11 protein-coding genes are annotated in these 17253 nt (G+C 41.2%); 2 read left to right on the top strand and 9 right to left on the bottom strand.

Features of this window, described 5'->3' with window-relative positions:
• The first annotated feature begins 67 nt into the window (after positions 1-67).
• Positions 68-1780 (top strand): flotillin family protein, encoded by a 1713-nt coding sequence (locus tag FTT88_RS07205; RefSeq protein WP_168379214.1) that lies wholly within the window; start codon positions 68-70, stop codon positions 1778-1780.
• Positions 1781-2791: 1011 nt separating this feature from the next.
• On the opposite strand, the gene sucD is transcribed toward FTT88_RS07205, so the two are convergent.
• The 9 genes from sucD to sdhC form a co-directional block, all read right to left on the bottom strand.
• Positions 2792-3682 (bottom strand): succinate--CoA ligase subunit alpha, encoded by an 891-nt coding sequence (sucD, locus tag FTT88_RS07200; RefSeq protein WP_168379215.1) that lies wholly within the window; start codon positions 3680-3682, stop codon positions 2792-2794.
• Positions 3683-3695: 13 nt separating this feature from the next.
• Entirely contained in the window at positions 3696-4862 is a 1167-nt protein-coding gene (gene sucC, locus FTT88_RS07195; RefSeq protein WP_180003920.1) for an ADP-forming succinate--CoA ligase subunit beta, read from the bottom strand.
• A 184-nt stretch (positions 4863-5046) separates the two neighbouring features.
• Positions 5047-6477: a dihydrolipoyl dehydrogenase gene (lpdA, locus tag FTT88_RS07190; protein ID WP_078189903.1), complete on the bottom strand. Its 1431-nt coding sequence runs from the start codon at positions 6475-6477 to the stop codon at positions 5047-5049.
• Positions 6478-6537: 60 nt separating this feature from the next.
• Positions 6538-7752, bottom strand: coding sequence for a 2-oxoglutarate dehydrogenase complex dihydrolipoyllysine-residue succinyltransferase (gene odhB, locus FTT88_RS07185; protein WP_180003918.1), 1215 nt, complete (start codon positions 7750-7752; stop codon positions 6538-6540).
• Between the two features lie 16 nt (positions 7753-7768).
• Positions 7769-10591, bottom strand: a complete 2823-nt coding sequence (locus tag FTT88_RS07180) for a 2-oxoglutarate dehydrogenase E1 component (RefSeq protein WP_111884450.1) — start codon at positions 10589-10591, stop codon at positions 7769-7771.
• Between the two features lie 795 nt (positions 10592-11386).
• The gene (locus FTT88_RS07175) at positions 11387-12094 is read right to left on the bottom strand and encodes a succinate dehydrogenase iron-sulfur subunit (RefSeq protein ID WP_180003916.1); all 708 of its coding nucleotides are present in this window, start codon (positions 12092-12094) and stop codon (positions 11387-11389) included.
• Between the two features lie 14 nt (positions 12095-12108).
• Complete coding sequence (gene sdhA / locus FTT88_RS07170) at positions 12109-14007, bottom strand: succinate dehydrogenase flavoprotein subunit (protein WP_180003914.1); 1899 nt, start codon at positions 14005-14007, stop codon at positions 12109-12111.
• Between the two features lie 12 nt (positions 14008-14019).
• Entirely contained in the window at positions 14020-14385 is a 366-nt protein-coding gene (gene sdhD, locus FTT88_RS07165; protein WP_078192992.1) for a succinate dehydrogenase, hydrophobic membrane anchor protein, read from the bottom strand.
• The gene (gene sdhC / locus FTT88_RS07160; protein WP_078192993.1) at positions 14385-14783 is read right to left on the bottom strand and encodes a succinate dehydrogenase, cytochrome b556 subunit; all 399 of its coding nucleotides are present in this window, start codon (positions 14781-14783) and stop codon (positions 14385-14387) included. The genes sdhD and sdhC overlap by 1 nt, the downstream gene beginning before the upstream one ends.
• Positions 14784-15810: 1027 nt before the next feature.
• Here sdhC and gltA point away from each other — a divergent pair.
• Positions 15811-17088, top strand: coding sequence for a citrate synthase (gltA, locus tag FTT88_RS07155; protein ID WP_078189909.1), 1278 nt, complete (start codon positions 15811-15813; stop codon positions 17086-17088).
• Positions 17089-17253: the final 165 nt, after the last annotated feature.

Genomic DNA, 17253 nt, shown 5'->3' with positions numbered 1-17253 from the left:
TTTTTAAACCAAACTTGTTAGCACTTTAGAGGGTTAACTTGAACTACAACAAAAGAGATAAACGTCCATGTTAGACATTATTCCAAGCGGTATCCTTGTTTCAGTCGGGATAATTTTTGCCGCACTTATTTTTATTGGTTTTATTATTGCTCGACTTTATCGTCGCTCAAGTAAAGAAATTTCATTTGTGCGTACAGGCTTCGGCGGTGAAAAAGTGATTTTAGGTGGCGGTGCTATTGTGCTTCCGGTGCTGCATGAAATTATCCCTGTCAATATGAACACCCTACGTCTTGAAGTTCGCCGTGCAGATGACCAAGCGCTGATTACACGTGACCGTATGCGTGTCGACGTGATGGCGGAGTTCTATGTCCGTGTGAAACCAACCGCAGATTCGATTGCTACAGCAGCACAAACGTTAGGTCAAAAGACCATGTCACCAAATGAGCTTAAAAATTTGGTCGAAGGTAAATTCGTTGACTCTCTACGTGCAGTTGCCGCAGAAATGGCGATGGAAGAATTGCATGAAAAACGTGTCGACTTCGTTCAAAAAGTTCAGCAAGTGGTGTCTGAAGATTTACATAAAAACGGTTTGGAACTTGAAACCGTTTCATTAACTGGCTTAGACCAAACAGGCTTTAAATACTTCAACCCACAAAATGCGTTCGATGCTGAAGGTTTAACTAAACTGACAGAAACCATTGAAGACCGTCGTCGTAAACGTAATGCGATTGAGCAAGATGCAGATCTTGCAATCAAGACCAAGAACTTAGAAGCAGAACAAGCACGTCTACAAATTTTGCGTGAAGAAGAATATGCAAAACTGCAACAAGAACGTGAAATTTCAATCCGTCGTGCAGAACAGCTTGCAGAAATTGCATCACAAGAAGCTGCTAAAAAACGTGAAGCCGAAGAAGCGCGTATTGCTGCTGAACGTGAAGTTGACTTAAAGCGTATTACTGCTGCACGTGACGTTGAAAATCAAAATATTCAAAAGTCACAAATTATTCAGCAAGCCCAAGTGGAACAAAAGAAAACCATTGAGTTGGCTGAGCAAGACCGTGCCATTGCTATTGCAGAAAAATCTCGTGCTGAATCTGAAGCTAAAGCACATGCCGATCAAGCACGTGCTCAAGCGGTAAAAGCCGAAGAAGAAGTGATTACCGTTCGTCAGATCCAACAAGCTGAACGTCAAAAAGCTGTCGAATTAGTCTCTGCGAAAGAAAAAGCGGAGAAAGATGCGATTGCCATTACTGTCGCGGCAGAAGCAGGTAAACAAGCAGCAGCAGATGATGCAGAAGCGATTCGTATTGCAGCTGAAGCCGAAGCTGAAAAAGTTCGCTTAAAAGCCAAAGGTGAAGCTGACGCAAAAGTTCTCTTGGCTCAAGCGATGGAAAAACAATACCAAGTTGATGCTGAAGGTACACGTGCAGTGAACGAAGCAAACAACGTATTGTCATCTGAACAGGTTGAAATGCAAATTCGTTTAGCGATGCTGAAATACTTACCTGAAATCATTCGCGAAAGTGTGAAACCAATGGAAAACATTGATGACATTAAGATTTTGCAAGTGAATGGCCTAAATGGTGGTCATGCAGGTTCTTGCCAAGGTGATGCTCACCACGAAGGTAGTGGTAATGTTGCCTTGTCAGACCAAGTGGTGAATAGCGCCCTACGCTACCGCAGCCAGGCCCCACTGATTGATAGCTTGATGAGTGAGCTCGGTATCCAAGGTGGCGATATTAACGGTTTAACTCAGAGCTTAAAAACCAGCAAAAACTAAGTTTTTGATTGAGATAGGGCTCCATCAAATCTCTTTATTCAGAAGTGATTGCTTGAGCAACACATTCTAAATGAATTAATAAGCAGTGTCCGCACTGCTTTTTAATGGCTTAGATACTTGTACTTATGGGCATACAATTTCTCAAAGAAATGAACAGCATTTTCTGTCTTATCAGGGCGCTTTTAATGGTTTCTAACATTTATATTTCGCATCACAGCCTGATGTTAAATCAATGAACAAATGGCGTATTTCATAAAAATACTCATTTAGAAGCTATAGAGCAAACAGCATAAAATTATGAAACAAAATATTTAAAATCAATTAATTGATATATCCTTCTCATCTTACAGAATAAGATATTTACTTCTATATATTCAGCTCGATAACATTTTGTTCTATCTATTGTTTTTATAAAACTTGGAAATTGCTTATTAAATTGAAAATAGGGCCTAACAAGGTTTTTGCACTTCAAACCATCAACTAAAAAATAATAGCTGACTATAGATGTATATGCTCATGTAGATTTTCTTAAAAAAATTTCATCACTGAGATAGCAAATTTCACCAATTTTAAAGCTCCCCCTTCTCATATTCCTGATCTACCATCCTTTGTATAAGGCTTGAGAAAATTACAAATAAAATAATTTCTATTGAAAATATTAGGCTTCATCCAAGTAAAAAAGCTCTTTGATGATAAAGATCCATTAAAAATCTCAATTAAATTAGTTATTTTCCCTAAAATCAATATACTGCACGCTATACGAAATTATTTTTCAAAAATCATAAACCTATGACCATCCCCGCAATCATCACATATTCGGATTATTATGTGTTCTTTACATTTCATAGTTATTGAACAACCAATATTCCATCCGTTTATGCAGCGTCACTGCACCCCAAAGCAGAACACATAGCCATGCCCTTATGGCTTTTGCATAGCGGCTGAAATACGCTTTTTTTTGCGTAAAAAAAGAGAATCCGAAGATTCTCTTTTGATGTTTAAGTATGGCGATTAAACCAAACCTTTGCCTTTCAGCACTTCGTACATGGTCGAACCTAATTCAGCAGGACTACGGGTATAAGCCATACCCGCTTTTTCAAAGGCAGCGAATTTCTCTTCAGCTGTGCCTTTACCGCCCGAAATGATTGCCCCTGCATGCCCCATACGTTTACCTTTAGGTGCAGTTACACCCGCGATATAACCAACAACAGGCTTTGTAACATTCGACTGGATATATTCAGCTGCTTCTTCTTCTGCTGTACCACCAATCTCACCAATCATGATGATCGCTTCAGTTTGCGGGTCGTCTTGGAACAGCTTTAAGCAATCAATTTGGTTCATACCCGGAATTGGATCTCCCCCAATACCGATACACGTCGACTGACCTAGACCCAGCTTGGTGGTTTGCGCTACAGCTTCATAGGTCAGAGTCCCTGATCGCGAGATAATGCCGATTTTACCCGGCTGATGAATATGCCCCGGCATAATACCGATCTTACATTCACCCGGAGTAATAATCCCTGGACAGTTCGGACCAATTAGACGTGCATTATTACCATAGGTTTCTAGGTAACGTTTAGCTTTTAGCATATCGAGTGTAGGCACACCTTCCGTAATCACAACGATCAGCTCAACACCTGAATCAATCGATTCAATAATTGAATCTAGGACAAATGGTGCCGGTACATAAATCGAGGTTGCCGTTGCACCCGTTTCACGCACCGCTTCTTTCATGGTATTGAATACGGGCAGATTCAAATGTTGTGTGCCGCCTTTGCCCGGAGTCACCCCACCGACCACTTTTGTGCCGTAAGCAATTGACTGTTCAGAATGGAATGTGCCGTTTTTACCGGTAAAACCTTGTACCAATACTTTGGTGTCTTTATTAACTAATACGCTCATGATCTCTACTCCCTTAGCCTTTTACCGCAGCAACAATTTTTTCTGCAGCATCAGCCAAGCCATTTGCAGAAATCAATTTCAAACCTGATTCATCAAGTAATTTTGCACCCAACTCTGCATTGTTCCCTTCTAGACGAACAACCACAGGTACAGTCACATTTACTTCTTGAACCGCTGCAATAATTGCTTCAGCAATCATGTCACAACGTACAATTCCGCCAAAAATATTAATTAATACACCCTGCACAGAACTATCCGCCAAAATAATTTTAAAGGCTTCAATTACGCGTTCTTTGGTCGCGCCGCCTCCTACATCTAGGAAGTTTGCAGGTTGACCACCATATAGCTTGATGATGTCCATGGTTGCCATCGCTAGACCAGCACCATTCACCATACAGCCAATATTGCCTTCTAAGGCAACATAGTTCAGATCAAACTCAGAGGCTTTCAGCTCACGCTCATTTTCTTGTGATTTATCACGTAAAGCAGCAACTTCAGGCAGACGGTATAGCGCATTTGAATCAATACCGACTTTGGCATCGACACAGAGAATGTCACCATTTTCACGAACAGAGAGTGGGTTAATTTCAAATAAAGCAAAATCATTTTCGACAAAGGCTTGGTAAGCAGCTGTCATGACTTTAACAAATTGATTGATCTGGCTATCTTTTAACTTAAGTGCAAACGCCACTTCACGCGCCTGAAATGGCAATAATCCTACTAAAGGATCAACTTCGACTTTAATGATTTTTTCAGGATTTTCTTCTGCAACTTTTTCAATTTCGACACCGCCTTCAGTGGATGCCATAAAAGTAATACGACGGCTAGAACGGTCAACCACCGCACCTAAATAGAGTTCACGCTCAACCGGATAAACATCTTCAGACACCAGAATGCTATTAACTGGCTGACCATTTGCATCGGTTTGATAGGTCACTAAACGTGAACCAATAATCTGATTGGCATATTCAGCGGCTTCTTCAGCCGACTTTACCACTTTTACCCCACCCGCTTTGCCACGACCACCTGCGTGAACCTGCGCTTTTAATACTGCAAACTTCCCACCAAGCTGCTCAAAAGCATGTACTGTTTCCTCAGCATTGGTAGCAAGAATACCTTCTTGTACAGGCATCCCATATTTTTTTAATAACGCTTTTGCTTGATACTCATGTAAATTCATTGATTAACCTTTTACTACTTATTTGACTTTGTTATTACACGTATTCCCAATATTTCTTGGTTCACATCAATCAATATTGGTATTTTTGGATCTTAAATTTTACTTATCTTTATTTTTAGATGATTATTCATTCAAAAACAACCACCAAATGTAAAAAGAGCGGCCGGAGCCGCTCTTCGAAGAATTACTTACGCTTGCGTTGGATCGCGTGAATCGCACGACCATCAACTGCAAGAGCAGCTTCATGTACGACTTCAGAGAACGTTGGGTGACCGAAAGTCATCAGCTGCAGATCTTCAACTGAAGATACAAACTCAAGTGCGATCATACCTTGGTGAACGATGTCAGACGCAGCAGGTCCAATCACGTGCATACCCAGCAGACGGTCAGTTTTTGCATCAGCAACAAACTTAACAAAGCCTGCGTTTTCACCAGCAGCCATCGCACGACCATTCGCAGCAAAGCCAAATTGACCAGTTTTCACTTCATGGCCTTTTTCTTTCGCTTGCTCTTCTGTTAAACCAACCCACGCCGCTTCTGGGTGTGTGTAGATGACAGAGATGATTGTGTCGTAGTTCACTTGAGCTGCGTGACCGTGCATACGTTCAACAGCCATTACGCCTTCTTCCATTGCTTTATGTGCAAGCATTGGGCCACGTACCAAGTCACCAATTGCGTATACGCCTTCAACCGAAGTTGCACACCAATCGTTTACTTCAACTAGACCGCGTTCAGTGAGTTTAATGCCTGAATCTTCAGCCAATAAACCTTCTGCATATGCTTTACGGCCAACACAAACGATCAATTTATCGAAAGTTTGAGTTTTGTCTTCGCCACCTTGCGTATACTTAACAGTAACTTCACGGCCATTCACTTCTGTACCAGCAACTTTAGCGCCAACACGGATATCAAGACCTTGTTTAGTCAATACTTTTTGGTAGTCTTTCGCCAAAGCTTTATCAGCCATTGGTAAGAATGCGTCCATTGCTTCAAATACAACAACTTCAGCACCTAGACGACGCCAAACAGAACCAAGCTCTAGACCAATGACACCCGCACCAATTACGCCAAGACGTTTAGGCACTTCTGGGAACTCAAGCGCGCCAGTAGAGTCAACAATAATGTCTTGATCTACAGGAGCAACAGGAATATTTACCGGCACAGAACCCGATGCAAGGATTACATATTTAGGTTCTAAAATTTGAGTTTCACCTTCGTGAGATACAAACTCAACTTTCTTACCTGCAAGTAATTTACCTGTACCTTTTAACCATTCGATACCGTTGCCTTTAAGTAGGCCATCAATACCCATTGTTAATTGGTTAACAATTTTGTCTTTACGATCAAGTAATTTTGCAAGATCAAATTTCACTTCACCTGTTGTAATACCGTGGTCATCTAAGTGATGAACGGTATCTTCATAGCGGTGAGATGAATCAAGTAATGCTTTAGATGGGATACAACCCACGTTTAAGCAAGTACCACCTAAAGATGGTTTACCTTTATGAATACGTTTTTCAATACAAGCTACTTTAAAGCCTAATTGAGCAGCGCGGATAGCAGCTTCATAACCACCAGGACCGCCACCAATAACAACTAAATCAAATTGAGACATGTGTATCTCCAAAAATGGGCTTAGAGGATCGCTCTAAGCCCATTGCATTATTCTGAAGTATTAAAGATCAAGGATTAGCTTAGCTGGTTCTTCTAACAATTCTTTGATTGTTACAAGGAAGCCTACTGCTTCTTTACCATCGATTAGACGGTGGTCATAAGAAAGCGCTAAGTACATCATTGGCAAGATTTCAACTTGACCATTTACAGCCATAGGACGTTCTTGGATTTTATGCATACCCAAAATCGCAGTTTGTGGCGTATTTAAGATAGGTGTAGAAAGCAAAGAACCGAAAGTACCACCATTAGTAATAGTGAATGTACCGCCAGTCATATCTTCAATACCCAATTTACCATCACGCGCTTTACCAGCGTATGCACGGATACCATTTTCAACTTCAGCATAGTTCATGCGGTCAGTGTCACGAAGAACTGGAACTACTAGACCACGGTCGCTTGATACAGCAACACCGATGTCGTAGAAACCGTGATAAACGATGTCATTACCATCAATCGAAGCGTTTACAGCTGGGTAGCGTTTAAGTGCTTCAGTTGCCGCTTTAACGAAGAATGACATGAAGCCAAGACGTGCACCATGACGCTTTTCAAAAGCATCTTTGTATTGCGCACGCATTTCCATGATTGGTTTCATGTTTACTTCGTTGAACGTAGTCAACATTGCAGTTTCTTGAGTTGCAGCAAGTAGACGTTCAGCAACACGCTTACGAAGACGAGTCATAGGAACACGTTTTTCGATACGTTCACCAACAGCAACGCTTAATGGCGCAGCAGGAGCAGCTGGTTTAGCTTGATGGTTTGCAACATCTTCTTTAGTGATGCGACCGCCACGGCCAGTGCCAGCAACGTCAGCAGCAGCAATGCCAGACTCAGTCAATGCTTTACGCACTGCAGGAGCTTGATCAGCAACAGGTTGAGCACGTTCAACAACAGGAGCAGCGCCCGCTTGAGTTTGCGCAGCAGCTTGTTCTACTTTCTCTTCTGATTGAACAGCTTGAGTTTGAGCAGCGCCAGAAGCAGCACCTTCTTCAAAAGTCGCAATCACTTCGTTCGATAAAACTGTATCGCCTTCGTTTTTAACAATTGCAGAAATCGTACCGTCAGCAGGAGCTACAACTTCTAAAACAACTTTATCTGTTTCAATATCACAAATCACTTCGTCACGTGATACTGCTTCACCTGGTTGTTTGTGCCAAGTTGCAACTGTACCGTCAGCAACTGACTCTGGGAATACCGGTGCTTTAATTTCGGTTGCCATTATTAAGAATCTCCTGTTATTCAGCTACGATAGCTAAAGCATCATTTACGAGCTGAGCTTGTTGTTTTGCGTGCAAATATGGTGAACCACAAGCCGGTGCAGCAGAAGCTTCACGACCTGCATAACTAATACGAACTTGTTTGCCCGCTTTCATCACGTCGTCATACAGACGCGGAGCGATGAATAACCATGCACCTTGGTTCTTCGGTTCTTCTTGAGCCCAAACCAATTCTTTAACATTTGGATATTGTGCCAGAACTTCAGCAAGACGTGCTTCTGGGTACGGATACAATTGTTCAATACGAACGATTGCTGTGTTGTTCAATTCTTTTTCACGACGTTTTTCAAGTAAGTCGTAGTAAACCTTACCACCACAAAGCACTAGACGAGTTACGTCTGACTTGTTGATGTTGTCGATTTCGTCGATCACAGTTTGGAATGAACCATTTGCAAGTTCTTCTAATGTAGAAGTTGCAAGTTTGTGACGAAGAAGAGACTTCGGTGAAGTCACGATCATTGGTTTACGGATTGGACGAAGTGCTTGACGACGCATCGCATGGTAAATCTGCGCTGGTGTAGTCGGTGTGATCACTTGCATGTTTTCTTCAGCACATAGCTGTAAGAAACGCTCTAAACGAGCTGATGAATGCTCAGGACCTTGACCTTCAAAGCCATGTGGAAGAAGCATAGTCAGACCGCATACACGTTCCCACTTAGTTTCGCCAGACGCGATGAACTGATCGATTACAACCTGTGCACAGTTTGCGAAGTCACCAAATTGCGCTTCCCAAATGACAAGGCTCTTCGGAAGAGTCGTTGCATAACCGTATTCGAATGCAAGAACCGCCATTTCTGACAATAATGAGTCATAGATAGCTGTACGTGGTTGGTTTTCTTTCAAGTTACATAATGGAATGTAAGTTGAACCATCTACTTGGTTATGAAGTTTTGCATGACGGTGTGAGAATGTACCACGACCAACGTCTTCACCTGTTAAACGAACAAGGAAACCTTCATCTAGAAGAGACGCGTAAGCTAATGTTTCAGCAGCACCCCAGTTCAATGGCATTTCACCAGTCTGCATTTTCAGACGGTCATCAATCACTTTAGCAACCTGACGTTGCATCACGAAGCCTTCTGGAAGCTCGCGCATTTTCGCACCAAGCTCTTTTAGACGTTCGATTGGGAAAGTGGTATCCCATTTGTCTGTGTATTCGTGGCCTAGGTAAGGTTTCCAGTCCACAAACATTTTTGTATTTGGCTCAAGTACCAACGCATTTGCAACGTGTTTACCTGCTTCAAGGTCAGAACGATACTGTTCAACCATTGCATCAGCAGAAGCACGATCAAGAACACCTTCTTGTACAAGCTTGTCAGCATAAAGCGTACGTGTAGTCGCTTTTTTATTGATGATTTGATACATCATTGGCTGAGTTGCAGCTGGCTCGTCGGCTTCGTTATGACCACGACGACGGTAGCAGAACATATCGATTACAACGTCTTTACGGAATGTATGACGGAAATCGTGTGCCAATTGAGAAACAAATAATACAGATTCAGGATCATCACCGTTCACATGGAAGATCGGTGCTTGGATCATTTTCGCGATGTCAGTACAGTATTCTGTAGAACGCGCATCACGTGGGTCAGACGTTGTGAAACCAACTTGGTTGTTCACGACGATATGAACTGTACCACCCACGGTATAACCGCGAGTTTGTGACATTTGGAAGGTTTCTTGGTTTACACCTTGACCTGCAAATGCAGCATCACCGTGAACGATGATTGGTAATACATCATCACCACCGATATCTTTACGACGTACTTGACGTGCGCGTACAGAACCTTCTACTACAGGTCCAACGATTTCTAAGTGTGATGGGTTAAACGCTAATGCCAAGTGAACTTCGCCACCCGGAGTCATAACGTTTGAAGAGAAACCTTGGTGGTATTTAACGTCACCAGAGCCTTTTTTATGCAGAGATTTGCCTTCGAACTCACCAAATAGATCAGCTGGGTTTTTACCCATGATGTTTACAAGAAGGTTTAAACGGCCACGGTGAGGCATACCGATAACCACTTCTTTACAACCTACCGAACCCGCACGTTGAATAAGTTCATTCACCATAGGAATGAAAGATTCACCACCTTCAACACCGAAACGTTTCGCACCAACGAATTTGTTACCAAGGTATTTTTCTAGGCCTTCAGCTGCAGTTAGACGTTCAAGGATATGTTTTTTCTGGTCTGCAGTGTAGCCAAATTGACCACGAGTACCTTCAAGGCGTTGTTGAATCCAACGTTTTTCTTTTGTATCAACAATGTGCATGTATTCAACACCAATCGAAGCAGTATAAGTTGCTTCCATTGCTTGAACCATTTCACCTAGTGTTGCTTCAGATTTACCGATTGCAAGGTTACCTGTATTAAATACAGTGTCTAAGTCAGACTGAGTTAAACCATGCGCAGCAAGATCTAGATCAGGCACGATTTCACGTTTTGCAAGACCTAGTGGATCTAATTTTGCGTTTTGATGACCACGGTTACGGTATGCAGCGATCAACTGTAATACACCGATTTGACGGCGTTCATGCTCAGAACTTACTGCACTTTGCACTACAGGCTGAACACGGCTTGAATTACGGCCTAATAATAGGAATTGCTCACGTACATTGCTGTGTGGTTGATCACCTTTCGGGAATTTATCGAAGTATTCACGCCAATCAGCCTCTACTGAGTCTGGAGCCGTTAGATACTGCTCATAAAGTTCTTCAATATACGCTGCACTGTCAGCGCTAAGTTCAGTGTCAAGACGCAGTGCGTCAGCAACTTCTTGCATTTGTGGACCCATTTCCTATTGCAAAACATTTCAGGATGCTTTTTAAGCGAACCCATGATTAGTAATGTCAAATTGGTAATATGACATTAGTCCCCATTAGGCTTAAGCCTTGAGGCGTTATCACTACATTAGGATTACCCAATGTGATTAATGAACAATAACGCCCTCAGCGGCATCATTACTCATTGAGAAATACCCGACATAAATCGGGCAATTTTTGCAAATCATCTTAGAAAAAATAAATTTTTCGCAATTATCTTTTCTAAAGCGACTTTATTAACATTTATATACCGTCTACAGCGCTTAAATTGTAGAAAAAATGTACCCAATTCAAAGTCATTTTTTACATATAGTGATACTTTAAATGCTAACACGTTCGAGCATTTTCAATTGATTTTTTTGACACATACCTCTCATAAATTAGCGAAATACACTGTTTGTATTTTCATCTATGATATGGTGCTACATATAAAATGATCTTTCAATTAAGACAAAAGTCTACGTTCGATTTTTACCTCATCTCATATACAAAAACAAAAGAGAGCTGACATTCCTATCCTCTCTCTTTTTACTACGTTACATAATAACATCTTCTAATCCTTTTGACAGACTTGAACGAGCGTTTCATCAATAAATAACCATTTATCTATCACTTTATACTTTTAATTCACTACGTTTCTATGAAATCCATTTATAGCACTCTGCAATGACAGCGAATAACTTTCACTATCATCATTTTTATATATGACAAAAAAAGCGCACCCAATGGTGCGCTTTTTTTTACTGCTAAATCTATTAACCAAGATCTAAAAGCATATTACGGATGTGACCGATTGCTTTAGTTGGGTTAAGACCCTTAGGACATACAGATACACAGTTCATGATACCTTTACAACGGAACAATGAGAATGGGTCGTCAAGACAAGCCAAACGCTCTTGAGTTGCTGTATCACGAGAGTCAATGATGAAGCGATATGCGTTCAACAATGCTGAAGGACCCAAGAACTTGTCTGGGTTCCACCAGAATGATGGACATGAAGTTGAACAACATGCACAAAGAATACATTCGTACAAACCATCTAAATGTTCACGCTCTTCAGGAGACTGCAAACGCTCTTTAGGAGGCGCAGGCTGATTGTTGATTAGGAACGGATGGATTTTGTTGTACTGATCGTAGAACTGATTCATATCTACAACCAAGTCTTTAATAACTGGAAGACCTGGAAGTGGACGAATTGTAATCACTTCTGGTAAGTCGTTTAGGTTCCAAAGACACGCTAAACCATTTTTACCATTGATGTTTACACCATCAGAACCACAAATACCTTCACGACATGAACGACGGAATGTTAATGATTCGTCTTGTACTTTTAATGCTAGAAGCGCATCAAGCAACATACGGTGCTTGTCAGTCAACTCTAGTTTAAAAGTTTGCATGTACGGAGCTGCATCCTTATCAGGATCGTAGCGGTAGATATTAAATGTACGAGTACCTCTACTCATCTTACTTCTCCCAATTAGAATGTACGTGGTTTAGGTGGAATAGCATCTACAGATAAAGGCTTGTAACGTACTGGTTTGTACTCAAGACGGTTATCTACAGAGAACCATAAAGTGTGTTTCATCCACTCATCATCACGACGGCCGTATGGGTAGTCAGCATGATCAGGTGGTAATTCGAAATCTACCACTGTATGCGCACCACGACATTCTTTACGTGCAGCTGCAGAAATTAATGTCGCTTTTGCAACTTCATACAAGTTTTCAACTTCTAGAGCTTCAACACGTGCTGTGTTAAATACTTTAGATTTGTCTTTCAAGTGAATGTTGCGTACACGTGGTTCGATCGCAAGAATCTGTTTCACACCTTCTTCAAGAAGTGCAGATGTACGGAATACACCAGCATGGTCTTGAACGATGTCACGGATTGCATCAGCAACTTCTTGAGCATTTTCACCAGAAGTAGATTCATCAAGATGACGAACACGATTCAAAGTGTTTTCAAGAACAGTTGTAGGTAATGGAGCGTATTCATCACCATGGTGTTTAGTTACGTAGTCAACAATATGTTCACCAGCAGCTTTACCAAATACAACCAAGTCAAGCAATGAGTTTGTACCTAGACGGTTTGCACCATGTACAGATACACATGAACATTCACCGATTGCATAAAAACCTTTCACTGGTTTAGTGAAATCACGGTCGCCCGCGTTGTGTGAGTACACATCAGTTTCTTTGTTGTAGTTCGCAACCAAAGCTTCAGTTTCACGAGAAACAGGAACAACCACTTGACCATGAATGTTTGTAGGAATACCACCCATTTGGTAATGGATTGTAGGTACTACAGGAATTGGCTCTTTAGTGATGTCAACGTTCGCGAATTTCTTACCAATCTCAAATACAGATGGAAGACGTTTCATGATTGTTTCAGCACCAAGATGCGTCATATCAAGCAAGATGTAGTCTTTCTTAGGACCACAGCCACGACCTTCTTTAATTTCTTGGTCCATAGAGCGTGATACGAAGTCACGAGGTGCCAAGTCTTTAAGTGTCGGAGCATAACGTTCCATGAACGGCTCACCAGCATCGTTACGAAGGATCGCACCTTCACCACGACAACCTTCTGTCAACAATACGCCTGCGCCCGCAACACCTGTTGGGTGGAATTGCCAGAATTCCATATCTTGTAATGGAATCCCTGCACGAGCTGCCATACCAAGACCGTCACCAGTGTTAATATAAGCGTTAGTAGATGCACGGTAAACACGACCAGCACCACCAGTAGCGAACAATGTTGCTTTACCTTGGAATACTGCAATTTTACCCGTTTCTTGGTCAATTGCTGTCACACCAAGGACATCGCCTGCTTCGTTACGGATCAAATCAAGTGCGATCCATTCTACGAAGAATTGAGTACCCATTTTCACGTTGCTTTGATAAAGCGTGTGAAGAAGTGCGTGACCTGTACGGTCGGCAGCAGCACATGCACGTGGAACTGGTTTTTCACCATAGTTCGCAGCATGACCACCAAACGGACGTTGGTAAATTGTACCGTCAGCGTTACGGTCAAATGGCATACCTAGGTGTTCAAGCTCATATACAACTTGAGGCGCTTCACGAGTCATAAACTCAATTGCGTCTTGGTCACCTAACCAGTCAGAACCTTTAACTGTATCGTAGAAGTGGTAGTGCCAGTTATCTTCTTGCATGTTACCAAGAGATGCACCAATACCACCCTGCGCTGCAACAGTGTGTGAACGAGTTGGGAATACTTTAGTCAGTACAGCAACTTTCAAACCAGCTTGAGCAAGTTGGTAAGAAGCACGCATACCTGAACCACCACCACCAACGATGACTGCATCGAAAGTTAGGTGTGGAATATTTGTGTAATCTTCTTTAGGGGTTATAGCGCCCATGATATTTTCCTATCAATTTGCCCAAAAAATCTGGATCGCCCAGATCGCGTATGCAAATACTGCAACAATCACTGCAGAAGTCAGCACTAAACGCAGACCGTTTGCTGAAGGACCCATTTGACGAGTAGTCACATAGTCAGTGAATACTTGCCACATACCAATCCAAGCATGCGCAACAAGAGATAAGACAGACAATAAAGACATAATCTTCATTGGTGTTGTCATCATAAAGCCATACCATTGCTCAAAAGTGAATCCGCTATTGCAAAGGATCCAGCCCAGTACAACAATAGTATAAACAGCCAATACAACGGCACTTACACGCTGGATAAACCAATCGCGAGAACCTGATCCTGTTAAACCTGTAGCACTTTTCATTAGAGAACAATCCATACAAATGCTGCAACAATACCGATTGCAGACAAGATCAATGAAATAGTAGCTGCGATACGACCACTTTGAAGTTCTTCAGCAACGCCAAGATCTGCAAATAGATGCTTGATACCACCGATAAGGTGATAAATTAAGCCGGCTACAAATACCCATACGACAAAACGCACAATAAAGCTATCAAACACAGCTTGAACTTGCGCAAAACCTTCAGGTGAAGATAAAGATTTGTCTAAAATCCAAAGAAGGACCGGTACGAGTAAAAATACGATAACACCTGATAGACGGTGTAAAATTGATGCAATAGCCACAGGGGATTTTAAGTTTACGTCTAAAACTTGACCCATGGACAAATTGACAGGTCTGTTGCTTTTCACAGCGGGCATCCTGTAAGTAAAAACTCCATCCGGAGTTTGTTGGAATTAATTCGTAGGAAAGCTAGCATAGTCAGACATTACAATATAATAAACTCTGCAGCTGTCTGATCTTATAAACGACAGGGAATTATAAAACGTGAACTTTCAAAACACAAACGAAGACAATTAGGAATTTTGCAAAATATCCTTAAATAAGAATCATTAACAATAACTTTTCTAAAAAAAAATACCTTATTTATCTAAGAAAATCATACTATGTTGTTGGTTTTAATCAGTTAAATGTAAATTTAACTTATTGTTTTTGTGTGTATATAGCGATTTAAACTTTTAGACTAAAGATGAACAAATCTAAATCTTTCTTTTCCCACTACATTTTAAAATCTTCCAACACATTCGCCAAGCCATAATCATAAAAATAAATGTGCATCATTTTCTCAAATGATAAAACTCAAAGATCATGAAACGAAATAAGAACTTAGTCTGTGCATAAAAATCTCAGCAACAGCAAATCTGTTTAATAAAACGCCATTTTTTACCTTTCAAATGACAAAAATGATCATTTATTAAGCTTTTAAAGGCGTTTAATTAACTATTTTTTAACCAAACGAACTTTTTTTTAAGGGCGATTAAGTCGTTTTAATTATGAATAAGAAAACAGCAATTTAGAGCCACAGATGTGTGTAAGTTACGAAAATTATAATAATTTAATGAAATAGCGGTCTTGTAATTCATATTTGTTTCAGAGTTTTTAAGAATTAAAAATTGCTTACAATTAAGGCAATAGGCTTTTTTTAATCTGCACCTCCCCTGCAATTTGACTTATTATACTGCGTCGGCACTGTGATTTTACTCATTTTTTAAGCGGATGAATTGTGCTTCATTTCAAGGAATGATCCTCAATTTATATCCATAAGTATAATTGACAAAATTTCAGTTCCCTCTAATCTTAGAGCAAATTTTTGATCTGTCTGATTCTCGCATTAAAAGATTAGTACTGAGTCAGATAAAACATTCACCAGGACAGGAGATCTATTGAATGTCTGAAGCAACTGGCAAAAAAGCCGTTTTACAGCTTGATGGCAAAGAAATTGACTTACCAATTTACAGTGGCACTCTAGGCCCAGATGTAATTGACGTTAAAGATGTATTGGCCGCAGGTCACTTTACTTTTGATCCTGGTTTTGTCTCAACGGCTGCTTGTGAATCTAAAATCACTTTCATTGACGGCGGTAAAGGTGTTCTTCTACACCGTGGCTACCCAATCGACCAGCTTGCTACTAAAGCAGACTACTTAGAAACTTGCTACCTTCTTTTGAACGGCGAGCTTCCTACTGCTGAACAAAAACAAGAATTCGATGCTAAAGTTCGTAACCACACTATGGTTCACGATCAAGTTGGCCGTTTCTTCAATGGTTTCCGTCGTGACGCTCACCCTATGGCGATCATGTGTGGTGTTGTTGGTGCGCTTTCTGCGTTCTATCATAACGGTTTCGATGTTGAAAACATTGACCACCGCGAAATCACTGCTATTCGCTTAATCGCTAAAGTTCCTACTTTAGCTGCTTGGACTTACAAATACACAGTAGGCCAACCATTCGTTTACCCACGTAATGACTTAAGCTACGCAGAAAACTTCTTGTACATGATGTTTGCTACTCCTGCAGACCGTGATTACAAAGTTGACCCTATTCTTGCTAAAGCAATGGACCGTATCTTCACGCTTCATGCTGACCACGAACAAAACGCGTCTACTTCTACAGTACGTCTTGCTGGTTCTACTGGCGCTAACCCATACGCATGTATCGCTGCGGGTATCGCGGCTCTATGGGGACCTGCTCACGGCGGCGCGAACGAAGCTGTTCTTAAGATGCTTGACGAAATCGGCACTGTAGAAAACGTTGCTCCGTTCATGGAAAAAGTGAAAACTAAAGAAGTTAAACTTATGGGCTTCGGTCACCGAGTTTACAAAAACTTCGATCCACGTGCGAAAGTAATGAAAGAGACTTGTGACGAAGTGTTAACTGCACTTGGTATCAACGATCCACAACTTGCTTTGGCTATGGAACTTGAACGTATTGCGCTTTCTGACGAATACTTCATCAAACGTAACCTATACCCTAACGTAGACTTCTACTCAGGTATCATCCTTAAAGCGATTGGTATCCCAACAGAAATGTTTACTGTAATCTTCGCTCTTGCACGTACTGTTGGTTGGATCAGCCACTGGTTAGAAATGCACAGCGCACCTTACAAAATCGGTCGTCCTCGTCAGCTTTACACTGGCGAAACTCAACGCGATATCCAAGGTCGTTAATTCGAAAGAATTGTGCGAATCTAAAAACCGTCCCTTTGGGGCGGTTTTTTTATGCAACTAGAATTATTTTGCACTTTAAAACAGCCCCATCTGACTGAATTTTCCAACTCAATCATTAGATAAAACGATGCCTCACAAGCTATAAAGTATGGTGTATATTGCTTA

Origin of the sequence: Acinetobacter sp. YH01024, assembly GCF_013420195.1 — a bacterium.
Classification (GTDB): domain Bacteria; phylum Pseudomonadota; class Gammaproteobacteria; order Pseudomonadales; family Moraxellaceae; genus Acinetobacter; species Acinetobacter amyesii.
Note: the sequence above shows the minus strand (reverse complement) of the source record. Positions and strands in the feature narration are given on the sequence as shown.